This window comes from Streptomyces sp. NPDC001770, assembly GCF_053596135.1.
Window position 1 is genome coordinate 1 of sequence record NZ_JBSFFN010000012.1, and the last position, 13,078, is coordinate 13,078.

Consider the following 13,078-nt stretch of genomic DNA (forward strand, 5'->3'; position numbering starts at 1 on the left):
GGGCTGGTCCGTGCGGGCTCGGCGGCAACAGCGCCGGGGCGGCTCAGGAGAGGTCGGTGAGCCGGCCGTCCGCGGACCCGGCACCGGGTCCGCCCTCCTCTCCGTGCGCACGGGGCTCAGGCGTCGTAGGAGTCGGCCTTCTTCGGCGCCGCGTCCTGGACCGCGCCGCTCAGCGACATCGAGCGGCTGCTGAAGCGCTCCGTGTCCACGCCGTTCTCCTTCAGCACCCGCAGCGCCGCCGAGTGGACCACCCGCAGCACCGGGGCGGCGGCGCGCAGCGCGTCGTCCGCCATGAAGCGGTGGTTCCACGGCTGCGAGGCCCAGGCGTGCCGCATCCCGAACGGCTCCGGCAGGCTGATCTTGCCGCCGAGGTAGTCGAGCAGCGGCGGGTACCAGGTCAGCGGGGCGCGCAGCGCGAGGCGGACCACCTCCTCCGGCTCGACCAGCGGCAGGTTGACCTTGCGGGTCTCCCAGAAGCGGACCGTCTTGTTGACCGTCTTCGTCTTCGCCGCCGGCTTCGAGAAGAAGAGCGAGTGGACCGGGCCCAGCGCGTGCCCGGTGACCTCGATGCGCAGCGTCTCGTGCAGCACCGTCACCGTGATCATCATCGTCAGCACCAACTGGCCGTCCCAGAGCGTGAACTGCACGCCCAGGTAGTGCCGGGCACCGCTGCCGAACTGCTGGTGGTTGCAGATGCGCTGTATCTCGTGCGGCTTGACCTGGAAGGTCGCCACGTCCTCACCGGCGGGCCGGGAGACCGAGTCCGCGTTCTCGCCCACCGGGGAGACGATCCAGTGCTTCACCGACGGCTTCGGGAAACCACCGCTGTTCAGCGGGCCGCGCTCCAGCATCTGCAACTGGTCGTGGATCGCCCGGATCACGTCCCAGCTGCGGAACTGGTGGAATTCCTTGGTGGGATCGGCCGAGACCAGCTCCTCCGCCAACTGCCAGCTGCCCCAGCGGGTTCCCATGCCGAGAATGCCCTTGGGGCCCGCGTAGAAGACCGAGTTCGACTGCTGCTCCGCGGCGAGCTTCTCCAGCGACTGGCGCAGCGCCTCACGGGCGGTCTCGTTCGGGTTCTTCGGCACCGCGTCCGGGATCTTGGCGCTGATCCCGCCGCCCGAGAGCAGCCCCTCCCAGCGGACCCGCATGTCCTTCGCCGACGTCTCCGCGATCCGCTTCGCGATCAGCCAGCCGACCACCGGGGCGACGATCGCCCCGCGCAGATAGAGCCCCAGGAGGCCGCCGACCGGCAGCGCGATCAGCGCCACCACCGCCAGACCGCCGAGGACGACCAGCACGACCGTGCCCAGCGCCTTGAACGCCGTGTCCTTGGACTTGTCGAGGGCGTCCCGCAGCCGGAAGCCGATGATCCACAGCAGCAGTCCGGGCAGGAACAGCACGCCGCAGACCAACGTCACCAGCGTCAGACGGGTGTCGCGCTCCTTGCGCAGCCGGGACGCCGACAGGCAGTGCTCCACGACGGTCTGCGGGTCCATCCCGAAGGACTGGATCAGCGCGCCGCGCGCCCCGCCCAACGTGCGCTCCTGGACCGCGCGCGAGAAGGCCTCGCCCAGATTGGGCTTGAAGTAGTCGGCCTTGAAGAACTTCGAGGAACCCGCCGACACCGAGGACCTGTGCCACTCGTTGTCCGCTTTGAGGATCTCCTCCACCGGGCTGTCCCGGTACGCCGCCGAGGCCAGGGCGTTCGTCGCCACCGCCCCGGCGCTCGCGCCCTGGATCGGGATCTGCGCTCCGGGAGAAAAGTCGAATCCGTCGCTGGCCACTTGTTCGCCCCCACTCGCCGCATGGTCTGCTCCTGCGGGTGTGCCCAACTACCGTACGCGGCATACCTTCTGAGCTGCGCCCACAGCGTAGCGTTCCGAACGCCCCCACCGCCCGTCACCGGAGTGGCGCCGGCGGTGATTGCGACAACGCGCCGTCCGAGCGCCCCCTTCGCGACGCGTGGGGAGCGCGGAACGGGAGTCCTCCGCGACGCGCAGAAACCGCGGGACGGGTGCCCGTCCGGTGGAGCAGCCGCGTGGTGACTACGATGGGCCAGCCGGTGGCCGAAGGGGCCGCACGGCCCACCGACCCCTCAGGGAAGGCCATGCTGAACAAGTACGCGCGTGCGTTTTTCACGCGTGTCCTCACGCCGTTCGCCGCTCTGCTGCTCCGCCTCGGGATCAGTCCCGACGCGGTCACCCTGATCGGCACGGCCGGAGTGATGGCCGGTGCGCTCGTCTTCTTCCCCATGGGGGAGTTCTTCTGGGGCACCATCGTCATCACCGTCTTCGTCTTCTCGGACCTGGTCGACGGGAACATGGCGCGGCAGGCCGGGATCTCCAGCCGCTGGGGCGCGTTCCTCGACTCGACGCTCGACCGGGTCGCCGACGGCGCCATCTTCGGCGGCTTCGCCCTCTGGTACGCGGGCAGCGGCGACAACAACATCCTGTGCGCCGTGGCGATCTTCTGCCTCGCCAGCGGCCAGGTCGTCTCGTACACGAAGGCGCGCGGTGAGTCGATCGGTCTGCCGGTCGCCGTCAACGGCCTCGTGGAGCGCGCCGAACGCCTGGTGATCTCGCTGGTCGCAGCAGGCCTCGCCGGACTGCACGGGTTCGGCGTCCCCGGCATCCAGATCCTGCTCCCGATCGCGCTGTGGATCGTCGCGGCGGGCAGTCTGGTGACCCTCGTCCAGCGCGTGGTCACCGTCCGCCGCGAGTCCGCCGAGGCGGACGCGGCGGCGGCCTCGGCGGCCGCGGAAGCGGGCCCGGCGGGTCGGGGGACCGAGGACGGCCGGTGAGCGCACCCGGCACCGACCTCAGGGAACGACTGACCGACGGGCTCTACGGGCTCGGCTGGGGCGCGGTGAAGAAGCTGCCCGAGCCGTTCGCCCGCGCCCTCTTCCGTACCCTCGCCGACCAGGTGTGGAAGCGGCGCGGCAAGAGCGTGCTGCGGCTGGAGTCGAATCTCGCCCGCGTCGTCCCCGACGCCTCCGGGGCCCGGCTCGCCGAACTCTCCCGGGCGGGCATGCGCTCGTACATGCGCTACTGGATGGAGTCCTTCCGGCTGCCCGCCTGGAGCCCGGAGCAGATCAAGGAACGCATCGACGTCACCGACGCCCACCGCCTCACCGAAGGCCTGGAAGCCGGACGCGGAGTCGTCCTCGCCCTGCCGCACCTCGGGAACTGGGACCTGGCCGGAGCCTGGGTCACCACCGACCTGAAGGTCCCCTTCACCACGGTCGCCGAACGCCTCAAGCCCGAGACCCTCTACGACCGCTTCGTCGCCTACCGGGAGAGCCTCGGCATGGAGGTGCTGCCGCACAGCGGCGGCGCCGCCTTCGGCACGCTGGCCCGCCGGCTGCGCGCGGGCGGCCTGGTCTGCCTGGTCGCCGACCGGGACCTGTCCTCCTCCGGCGTGGAGGTCGACTTCTTCGGCGCCCGCGCCCGGATGCCCGCGGGGCCCGCGCTGCTCGCCCAGCAGACCGGGGCACTGCTGCTCCCCGTCACCCTCGGCTTCGACGACACCCCCGTCATGCGGGCCCGGGTCCACCCGCCCGTCGCGGTGCCCGAGAAGGGCACCCGGGCCGAGCGGACCGCCGCCATGACCCAGGCCCTCGCCGACGCCTTCGCCGAAGGCATCGCCGCCCACCCGGAGGACTGGCACATGCTGCAACGGCTCTGGCTCGACGACCTCGACACCGCGGGCGGTACGGCCGAGGGGAAGGCCCCGTGAAGATCGGCATCGTCTGCCCGTACTCCTGGGACGTCCCGGGCGGTGTCCAGTTCCACATCAGGGACCTCGCCGACCACCTGATCCGGCTCGGCCACGAGGTCTCCGTACTCGCCCCGGCCGACGACGACACCCCGCTGCCGCCGTTCGTCGTCTCGGCCGGCCGGGCCGTGCCGGTCCCGTACAACGGCTCGGTGGCCCGCCTCAACTTCGGCTTCCTCTCGGCGGCCCGGGTGCGCCGCTGGCTGCACGACGGCACCTTCGACGTCATCCACATCCACGAACCGGCCTCGCCCTCGCTGGGGCTGCTCGCCTGCTGGGCGGCGCAGGGGCCGATCGTCGCCACCTTCCACACCTCCAATCCTCGCTCCCGCGCCATGATCGCCGCGTACCCGATCCTCCAGCCCGCGCTGGAGAAGATCAGCGCCCGCATCGCGGTCAGCGAGTACGCGCGCCGGACCCTCGTCGAGCACCTCGGCGGCGACGCGGTGGTCATCCCCAACGGCGTCGACGTCGGCTTCTTCGCCGACGCCGAACCGAAGCCCGAGTGGCAGGGCGGCACCCTCGGCTTCGTCGGCCGCATCGACGAGCCGCGCAAGGGCCTGCCGGTCCTCATGAAGGCGCTGCCGGCGATCCTCGCCGCCCGCCCCGGTACCCGGCTGCTGGTGGCCGGCCGGGGCGACGAGGAGGAGGCCGTCGCCGCGCTCCCCGAGGAGATGCGCTCCCGCGTCGAGTTCCTCGGCATGGTCAGCGACGAGGACAAGGCCCGGCTGCTGGCCAGCGTCGACGTGTACGTCGCCCCGAACACCGGCGGCGAGAGCTTCGGGATCATCCTCGTGGAGGCGCTGTCGGCGGGCGCCGCGGTGCTCGCCAGCGACCTCGACGCGTTCGCCCAGGTACTGGACCACGGCACGGCCGGTGACCTCTTCGCCAACGAGGACGCCGACGCGCTGGCCGCGGCGGCGATCCGGCTGCTGGGCGATCCGGAGCGGCGGGCGGGACTGAGCGAGCGGGGGAGCGCGCACGTGCGCCGCTTCGACTGGTCGACCGTCGGCGCCGACATCCTCGCGGTGTACGAGACGGTGGCCGACGGCGCCGCGTCGGTGGCGGCCGACGAGCGCGCGACCGGGCTGCGGGCCCGCTTCGGGCTCGTACGGGACCGGGACGCGGCCCAGCCCAGGGACCGCGACGCCTCCCAGCCGTTCGGACCGGCGGGGAACTGACACGCCCCTCGGGGGACCCACGGGGCCGGCCGGTCCGGGCCCGTGCGGGCCGGTCGGGGCGGATGCCCGGCGACGGTAGCCTTTGCGCCCGTGACCGCAACCTTGATCTGGACCGTCGTCGCGCTCGTCGCGATCGGCCTGTACCTCAGCTGGACCGCCGGACGCCTGGACCGGCTGCACGCGCGGATCGACGCCGCCCGGGCCGCCCTGGACGCGCAGCTGCTGCGCCGCGCCTCGGTCACCCAGGAAGTGGCCACCTCCGGCCTCCTCGACCCCGCCGCCTCCCTCGTCCTGTACGAAGCGGCGCACGCGTCCCGCCAGGCCGAGGAGGACCACCGCGAGGTCGCCGAGAGCGAGCTGAGCGCCGCGCTGCGCGCGGTCTTCGGCGAGAGCGCCCAGGTGGAGTCCGTACGGGAGGCCCCGGGCGGTGAGGAGGCGGCGGACGAGCTGGCCGCCGCCGTACGCCGGGTGCCGATGGCGCGGCGGTTCCACAACGACGCGGTGCGCGCCGCGCGGGCCCTGCGCTCGCACCGCACGGTGCGCTGGTTCCGGCTGGCCGGGCACGCGCCCTTCCCGCTCGCCTTCGAGATGGACGACACCCCGCCCGCCGCTCTGGCCGACCGCCCCGGTACCTGAGGGAGGGACGCGGGGGCTCCCGGGAGGACCCGCGGCGGCGGCGGGGCCGGGCGCGGTCCAAAACGATCCACCGCCTCCCCATTGGCCCTTGCTGTGGACTGGTCGTGGGGCGTTTGCTCGGCGGTGCAGGAAACCAGTAGTCCTTTCACCGAGTGAGGTCCCGTGTCCACGCTTCCCAGCACCCCGCAGTCCGCAGTGTCCGCCGGTTCTCCCGCCACCGGCACCGCCCGCGTCAAGCGCGGCATGGCCGAGCAGCTCAAGGGCGGCGTGATCATGGACGTCGTCGACGCCAAGCAGGCGAAGATCGCCGAGGACGCGGGCGCGGTGGCCGTGATGGCCCTGGAGCGCGTGCCGGCCGACATCCGCAAGGACGGCGGCGTGGCCCGGATGTCCGACCCCAACATGATCGAGGAGATCATCGGGGCCGTCTCCATCCCCGTCATGGCCAAGTCCCGCATCGGCCACTTCGTGGAGGCCCAGGTCCTCCAGTCCCTCGGCGTCGACTACATCGACGAGTCCGAGGTCCTCACCCCGGCCGACGAGGTCAACCACAGCGACAAGTTCGCCTTCACCACCCCGTTCGTCTGCGGTGCCACCAACCTGGGCGAGGCCCTGCGCCGTATCGCCGAGGGCGCCGCGATGATCCGCTCCAAGGGCGAGGCCGGCACCGGCAACGTCGTGGAGGCCGTCCGCCACCTGCGCCAGATCAAGAACGAGATCGCCCGGCTGCGCGGCTACGACAACAACGAGCTGTACGCCGCCGCCAAGGAGCTGCGCGCCCCGTACGAGCTGGTCAAGGAGGTCGCCGAGCTCGGCAAGCTCCCCGTGGTGCTCTTCTCCGCCGGTGGTGTCGCCACGCCCGCCGACGCCGCGCTGATGCGCCAGCTCGGCGCCGAGGGCGTCTTCGTCGGCTCCGGCATCTTCAAGTCGGGCGACCCGGCCAAGCGCGCCGCCGCCATCGTGAAGGCCACCACCTTCTACGACGACCCGAAGGTCATCGCGGACGCCTCCCGCAACCTGGGCGAGGCCATGGTCGGCATCAACTGCGACACGCTGCCCGAGACCGAGCGCTACGCCAACCGCGGCTGGTAACCCCCGATGAGCGACACACCCGTGATCGGGGTCCTGGCCCTCCAGGGCGACGTGCGCGAACACCTGATCGCCCTGGCCTCGGCGGACGCCCTGGCCAGGCCGGTCCGGCGCCCCGAGGAACTCGCCGGGGTCGACGGTCTCGTCATCCCCGGCGGTGAATCCACCACCATGTCCAAGCTCGCCGTGCTCTTCGGCATGATGGAGCCGCTGCGCGAGCGGGTGCGGGCGGGCATGCCGGTCTACGGCACCTGCGCCGGCATGATCATGCTCGCCGACAAGATCCTGGACCCGCGCGCGGGCCAGGAGACCGTCGGCGGGATCGACATGATCGTGCGCCGCAACGCCTTCGGCCGGCAGAACGAGTCCTTCGAGGCCTCCGTCACCGTCCGGGGCATCGAGGAGGGCACGGACGGACCGGTGGAAGGCGTCTTCATCCGGGCCCCCTGGGTGGAATCCGTCGGCGCCGCGGTGGAGGTGCTCGCCGAACACCGCGGTCACATTGTCGCGGTACGTCAGAAGAACGCCCTGGCGACTTCGTTCCACCCGGAATTGACCGGCGACCACCGGGTCCACGCGCTCTTCGTCGAGATGGTGCGCGCAGTGCTCTGACCGATCCCGGTAGGATCTCTCGGGTTCGGATCGATTTTGGTGACGCGAAGGAGAAGGCAGATGTCCGGCCACTCTAAATGGGCTACGACGAAGCACAAGAAGGCCGTGGTTGACGCCAAGCGCGGCAAGCTCTTCGCGAAGCTGATCAAGAACATCGAGGTCGCGGCCCGCTCCGGCGGCATCGACCCCGACGGCAACCCGACGCTCGTCGACGCCATCCAGAAGGCGAAGAAGAGCTCCGTCCCGAACAAGAACATCGACTCCGCGGTCAAGCGCGGCGGCGGTCTCGAAGCCGGCGGCGCCGACTACGAGACGATCATGTACGAGGGCTACGGCCCCAACGGTGTCGCGGTGCTCATCGAGTGCCTCACCGACAACCGCAACCGCGCCGCCTCGGACGTGCGCGTGGCGATGACCCGCAACGGCGGCTCCATGGCCGACCCGGGCTCCGTCTCGTACCTGTTCAACCGCAAGGGCGTCGTCAACCTGCCCAAGGGCGAACTGACCGAGGACGACGTGCTGGGCGCCGTGCTCGACGCGGGTGCCGAAGAGGTCAACGACCTCGGCGACACCTTCGAGGTCGTCAGCGAGGCCACCGACATGGTCGCGGTCCGCACCGCGCTCCAGGAGGCGGGCATCGACTACGACTCCGCCGAGGCCAGCTTCCTGCCCACCATGCAGGTCGAGCTCGACGAAGAGGGCGCGCGCAAGATCTTCAAACTCATCGACGCGCTCGAGGACAGCGACGACGTGCAGAACGTCTTCGCCAACTTCGACGTCTCGGACGAGGTCATGGAGAAGGTCGACGCCGCCTGATCCGGACCACCCGGAAGCGGTACGCGGCACGGGCCGGCGGGGACACACCCCCGTCGGCCCGTCGCGTTGTCGGAGCCGCCCGATAGCCTGCCAGAACAGATGACCGAACGGTGAGGACAGGGGGCGTTCCGTGCGCGTACTCGGCGTGGACCCGGGGCTGACCCGGTGCGGCGTCGGCGTCGTCGAAGGCGTCGCCGGCCGCCCGCTGACCATGATCGGCGTCGGTGTGGTGCGTACCCCGCCCGAAGCCGAACTCGGCGACCGCCTGGTCGCGATCGAGCGCGGCATCGAGCAGTGGCTCGACGAACACCGCCCTGAATTCGTCGCCGTCGAGCGCGTGTTCAGCCAGCACAACGTCCGTACGGTCATGGGCACCGCCCAGGCCAGCGCGGTCGCCATGCTCTGCGCCGCCCGGCGCGGCATCCCCGTCGCCCTGCACACCCCCAGCGAGGTCAAGGCCGCCGTCACCGGCTCCGGACGCGCCGACAAGGCACAGGTCGGCGCCATGGTCACCCGGCTGCTCCGGCTCGCCGCCCCGCCCAGACCCGCCGACGCCGCCGACGCCCTCGCGCTCGCGATCTGCCACATCTGGCGGGCCCCCGCGCAGAACCGGCTCCAGCAGGCCGTCGCCGCCCATCGCACGCTGAAAGGCCGCACCGCATGATCGCCTTCCTCTCCGGCCCGGTGGCCGCCCTCTCCCCGGCCACGGCCGTCATCGAGGTCGGCGGTGTCGGCATGGCCGTCCAGTGCGCCCCGCGCACCCTGGCCGATCTCCGGATCGGCCAGCAGGCCAGGCTCGCCACCTCCCTCGTCGTGCGCGAGGACTCCCTCACGCTCTACGGCTTCGCCGACGACGACGAGCGCCAGGTCTTCGAACTGCTCCAGACCGCCAGCGGAGTCGGCCCCCGGCTCGCGCAGGCCATGCTCGCCACCCACAGCCCCGACGCGCTGCGCCAGGCCGTCTCCACCGGTGACGAGAAGGCCCTGATGGCCGTCTCCGGCATCGGCAAGAAGGGCGCCCAGAAGCTCCTGCTCGAACTCAAGGACCGGCTCGGCGCCCCCCTCGGCGCCCACATCGGCCAGCAGGCCCCCGCCGCCGTCGTCGCCGACTGGCGCGAACAGCTCCAGGCCGCCCTGATCGGCCTCGGCTACGCCGCCCGGGAGGCCGACGACGCGGTCTCCGCCGTCGCCCCGCAGGCCGAGGCGGCCCTCGCGGACGGCGTCCGGCCCCCCGTGCCGCAGCTGCTGCGCGCAGCCCTCCAGACCCTCAACCGCACCCGCTGACCCGGCGCCGACCCCCGAGGCAGGACTGACCCGATGAACTGGGACGAGACCGGACCCGACACCGACGAGCGGGCGGCCGACGCGGCGGCGGCGTACGACGACCGGCTGGTCACCGGCGTCGCCGACGGCGAGGACACCGCCGTCGAAGCCGCCCTGCGCCCCAAGGACCTCGACGAGTTCGTCGGCCAGGAGAAGGTCCGCGAACAGCTCGACCTCGTCCTCAAGGCCGCCCGCGCCCGGGGTGCCACCGCCGACCACGTGCTGCTCTCCGGTGCGCCCGGTCTCGGCAAGACCACTCTTTCGATGATCATCGCCGCGGAGATGAACGCGCCCATCCGGATCACCTCCGGGCCCGCCATCCAGCACGCGGGCGACCTCGCCGCGATCCTCTCCTCCCTCCAGGAGGGCGAGGTGCTCTTCCTGGACGAGATCCACCGCATGTCCCGCCCGGCCGAGGAGATGCTCTACATGGCGATGGAGGACTTCCGCGTCGACGTCATCGTCGGCAAGGGCCCCGGCGCCACCGCGATCCCCCTCGAACTGCCGCCCTTCACACTGGTAGGCGCCACCACCCGGGCCGGACTGCTGCCACCCCCGCTGAGGGACCGTTTCGGCTTCACCGGCCACATGGAGTTCTACGCCCCCGCCGAGCTGGAACGCGTCCTCCACCGCTCCGCCGGACTCCTCGACGTGGCCATCGACACCGCGGGCGCCGCCGAGATCGCCGGCCGCTCCCGCGGCACCCCCCGCATCGCCAACCGGCTGCTGCGCCGGGTCCGCGACTACGCCCAGGTCAAGGCGGACGGTGTGATCGACCGGGACATCGCCGCCGCGGCCCTCCAGGTGTACGAAGTCGACGCCCGCGGACTCGACCGGCTCGACCGGGCCGTCCTCGGCGCCCTGCTGAAGCTCTTCGGCGGCGGCCCGGTCGGCCTCTCCACCCTCGCCGTCGCGGTGGGGGAGGAGCGCGAGACGGTCGAGGAGGTCGCCGAGCCCTTCCTCGTACGCGAAGGACTGCTGGCCCGCACCCCGCGCGGCAGGGTGGCCACACCGGCCGCCTGGGCCCATCTGGGACTCGTTCCGCCGCAGCACGGAGCAAAGGGACAAGCGGGCCTGTTCGGGGCGTGATGCGTCACAGCTTGACCATTTACGGAACCGGGGTGCGATGCTGGGCGTTGTTCCAGCGATGCGGACTCGCTTAGACTCCGCCGATGCCGCCCTTAAAGGTCGGTGTACCCACCCCCGTAGATACAGGCCGCATTCTCAGCGCGGTCGTGCGAAGGAAATGCGTCCTGTGAGTCTCCAGCTTCTTCTCCCCGTGATCCTGATCTTCGGCGTCATGTTCATGATGACCCGGTCCCAAAAGAAGAAGCAGGAGGCTGCGTCCCAGATGCGCAACGAGATGCAGCCGGGGACCGGCGTGCGCACGATCGGTGGCATGTACGCCACGGTCAAGGAGATCCAGGAGGACACCGTCCTCCTGGAGGTCGCTCCCGGCGTCCACGCGGTCTACGCGAAGAACGCCATCGGCGCCGTCCTGGACGACGCGGAGTACAACCGCATCGTCCACGGCGACACCGAGGAGCCCGACTCCCCGAGCGTTCCGGACGACGCCTCCTCGATCACCGACGGCGACGAGAAGATCGACCTGGAGAAGAAGTCCGTGGCCGACGACTCCGACGCCGAGGCGAAGGACGTCGAGGCGAAGGACGCCAAGGACGACGGCGACACCGGCGCGAAGTAGTCGCACGGCACGGGGACACCGCCCGCCCACCCGGGGCGCGGTCTCCCCGGAACGTCCGGTCTTCTGCGGGGGCGGGTCCCCACAACACTTCGTGGCCGCTCGGGCGCGTACCCGGCGCGGAGCGGTTGGACAGGGAGAAACGAAAAGGTGGCAGCACCGAAGAAGGGCCGAGGGCCGGCCGGTGGCGGTCAGGGAAGGCCGGGGCGTTCCCTGGCTCTCATCCTGATCGTCATGGTCGCGCTCGCTGGCGGGATGTTCCTGTCCGGCCACACCACTCCGAGACTGGGCATCGACCTGGCAGGCGGAACCTCGATCACGCTCCAGGCGAAGAGCCAGCCCGGCAAGCCGGACGCGATCAACGAGACCAACATGAACACCGCGGTCGGCATCATCGAGCGCCGTGTCAACGGTCTGGGCGTGTCCGAGGCCGAGGTTCAGACCCAGGGCTCCAGCAACATCATCGTGAACATCCCGAAGGGGACCAACTCCGAGCAGGCCCGGAAGCAGGTCGGTACGACCGCCCAGCTGTTCTTCCGGCCCGTTCTGACCGTCGAGGCCGGCGGCTCCGACGCCACCCCCTCGGCTTCCGCCACCCCCTCCGGCAGCGCGTCGCCGAGCGCCTCGGCGTCGGCTTCCGCGAAGGCCACGGACGGCGAGACGGCCACGGACGGCGACAAGTCCTCCGCCTCTCCCTCGCCGAGCGCCACCACCCAGGGCCGCGCCGTCACCGGAGCGCTGACCGAGGACACCACTCCGAGCGCCTCGGCCTCCGCCGCCGCCACGGGCGACGCCGCCGCGGCCGACGCGTCGCCGAGTGCCTCCGTCGACCCGGCGACCGCGAAGCTCCAGGCCGAGTTCGCCGCGCTCGACTGCTCCGACCCGAAGCAGCGCGCCGCCGCCGGCCAGAACGCCAAGGACACCGACACGATCGTCGCCTGCGGTTCCAACACCCCGGGCAGCTACGAGAAGTACGTCCTCGGCCCGGCCGCGGTCTCCGGCAGCGACGTCGACAACGCCCAGGGCACCTTCGACCAGACCGCCGGTCAGTGGATCGTGTCGATGGAGTTCACCTCCGGCGGCGCCAAGAAGTTCAACAAGATCACGTCGACGCTGGCGCAGCAGACCGCGCCGATGAACCAGTTCGCGATCGTCCTCGACGGCGAAGTGGTCTCCGCTCCCTCGGTCGCCAGCGCGCTCAGCGCCAACGCCCAGATCTCGGGCAGCTTCACCCAGCAGGAGGCCGAGGACCTCGGCAACATCCTGTCCTACGGCGCCCTGCCGCTGACCTTCAAGGAGGCGAGCGTCACCACGGTGACCGCCGCCCTCGGCGGTGAGCAGCTCCAGGCCGGCCTGATCGCCGGTGCCATCGGTCTGGCGCTGGTCGTCATCTACCTGGTGGCGTACTACCGCGGCCTCGCGTCCATCGCGCTGCTGAGCCTCCTGGTCTCGGGCATCCTGACGTACACGATCATGGCCCTGCTCGGCCCGGGCATCGGCTTCGCGCTGAACCTGCCGGCGGTCTGCGGAGCCATCGTGGCCATCGGTATCACCGCCGACTCGTTCATCGTGTACTTCGAACGAGTGAGAGACGAGATCCGTGAGGGACGCACCCTCCGGCCCGCCATCGAGCGCGCCTGGCCGCGTGCCCGGCGCACCATCCTGGTCTCCGACTTCGTGTCGTTCCTCGCCGCCGCCGTGCTCTTCGTGGTCACCGTCGGCAAGGTCCAGGGCTTCGCGTTCACGCTCGGCCTCACCACCGTGCTCGACGTCGTCGTGGTGTTCTTCTTCACCAAGCCGGTCATGACGCTGATGGGCCGGACGAAGTTCTTCTCCAGCGGGCACCCGTGGTCCGGGCTGGACCCGAAGCGGCTCGGCGCCAAGCCGCCGCTGCGCCGCTCGCGCCGTGTCAACTCCTCCACCGACCCGAAGGAGGCGTGAG

General features: G+C 71.3%; 12 protein-coding genes and 1 pseudogene. 12 read left to right on the forward strand and 1 reads right to left on the reverse strand.

Going from position 1 to position 13,078, the window contains the following annotated elements; translation table 11 throughout:
• Positions 1-116 precede the first annotated feature (116 nt).
• Complete coding sequence (locus ACWCSV_RS13100; protein WP_451141527.1) at positions 117-1,787, reverse strand: hypothetical protein; 1,671 nt, start codon at positions 1,785-1,787, stop codon at positions 117-119.
• A 323-nt stretch (positions 1,788-2,110) separates the two neighbouring features.
• Here ACWCSV_RS13100 and pgsA point away from each other — a divergent pair, with 323 nt between their 5' ends.
• From pgsA to secD, 12 genes and pseudogenes are all read left to right on the forward strand, one after another.
• Complete coding sequence (gene pgsA, locus ACWCSV_RS13105; RefSeq protein ID WP_451141783.1) at positions 2,111-2,803, forward strand: phosphatidylinositol phosphate synthase; 693 nt, start codon at positions 2,111-2,113, stop codon at positions 2,801-2,803.
• The gene (locus ACWCSV_RS13110) at positions 2,800-3,738 is read left to right on the forward strand and encodes a phosphatidylinositol mannoside acyltransferase (RefSeq protein WP_451141529.1); all 939 of its coding nucleotides are present in this window, start codon (positions 2,800-2,802) and stop codon (positions 3,736-3,738) included. The genes pgsA and ACWCSV_RS13110 overlap by 4 nt, the downstream gene beginning before the upstream one ends.
• Positions 3,735-4,895, forward strand: a pseudogene (locus ACWCSV_RS13115) (glycosyltransferase family 4 protein); the annotation flags it as partial. The gene ACWCSV_RS13110 and the pseudogene ACWCSV_RS13115, both read left to right, overlap by 4 nt.
• 153 nt (positions 4,896-5,048) lie before the next feature.
• A complete protein-coding gene (locus ACWCSV_RS13120; RefSeq protein ID WP_451141531.1) occupies positions 5,049-5,594 on the forward strand; it encodes a hypothetical protein in 546 nt (181 codons plus the stop codon).
• A 162-nt stretch (positions 5,595-5,756) separates the two neighbouring features.
• The gene (pdxS, locus tag ACWCSV_RS13125) at positions 5,757-6,686 is read left to right on the forward strand and encodes a pyridoxal 5'-phosphate synthase lyase subunit PdxS (RefSeq protein ID WP_451141533.1); all 930 of its coding nucleotides are present in this window, start codon (positions 5,757-5,759) and stop codon (positions 6,684-6,686) included.
• A gap of 6 nt (positions 6,687-6,692) precedes the next feature.
• Positions 6,693-7,295 carry a pyridoxal 5'-phosphate synthase glutaminase subunit PdxT gene (gene pdxT / locus ACWCSV_RS13130; RefSeq protein WP_451141535.1) on the forward strand — a complete coding sequence of 201 codons (603 nt, stop codon included), beginning with the start codon at positions 6,693-6,695 and terminating at the stop codon, positions 7,293-7,295.
• Between the two features lie 60 nt (positions 7,296-7,355).
• Positions 7,356-8,111 (forward strand): YebC/PmpR family DNA-binding transcriptional regulator, encoded by a 756-nt coding sequence (locus ACWCSV_RS13135; RefSeq protein WP_451141537.1) that lies wholly within the window; start codon positions 7,356-7,358, stop codon positions 8,109-8,111.
• A gap of 130 nt (positions 8,112-8,241) precedes the next feature.
• Complete coding sequence (gene ruvC / locus ACWCSV_RS13140; protein ID WP_451141539.1) at positions 8,242-8,775, forward strand: crossover junction endodeoxyribonuclease RuvC; 534 nt, start codon at positions 8,242-8,244, stop codon at positions 8,773-8,775.
• On the forward strand, positions 8,772-9,395 hold the full coding sequence (gene ruvA, locus ACWCSV_RS13145) for a Holliday junction branch migration protein RuvA (RefSeq protein ID WP_451141541.1): 624 nt from the start codon (positions 8,772-8,774) through the stop codon (positions 9,393-9,395). The genes ruvC and ruvA overlap by 4 nt, the downstream gene beginning before the upstream one ends.
• A 33-nt stretch (positions 9,396-9,428) precedes the next feature.
• Positions 9,429-10,523, forward strand: coding sequence for a Holliday junction branch migration DNA helicase RuvB (gene ruvB / locus ACWCSV_RS13150; protein ID WP_451141543.1), 1,095 nt, complete (start codon positions 9,429-9,431; stop codon positions 10,521-10,523).
• A gap of 166 nt (positions 10,524-10,689) precedes the next feature.
• Positions 10,690-11,139 (forward strand): preprotein translocase subunit YajC, encoded by a 450-nt coding sequence (yajC, locus tag ACWCSV_RS13155; RefSeq protein WP_451141545.1) that lies wholly within the window; start codon positions 10,690-10,692, stop codon positions 11,137-11,139.
• Between the two features lie 147 nt (positions 11,140-11,286).
• On the forward strand, positions 11,287-13,077 hold the full coding sequence (gene secD / locus ACWCSV_RS13160) for a protein translocase subunit SecD (RefSeq protein WP_451141547.1): 1,791 nt from the start codon (positions 11,287-11,289) through the stop codon (positions 13,075-13,077).
• Position 13,078 lies beyond the last annotated feature (1 nt).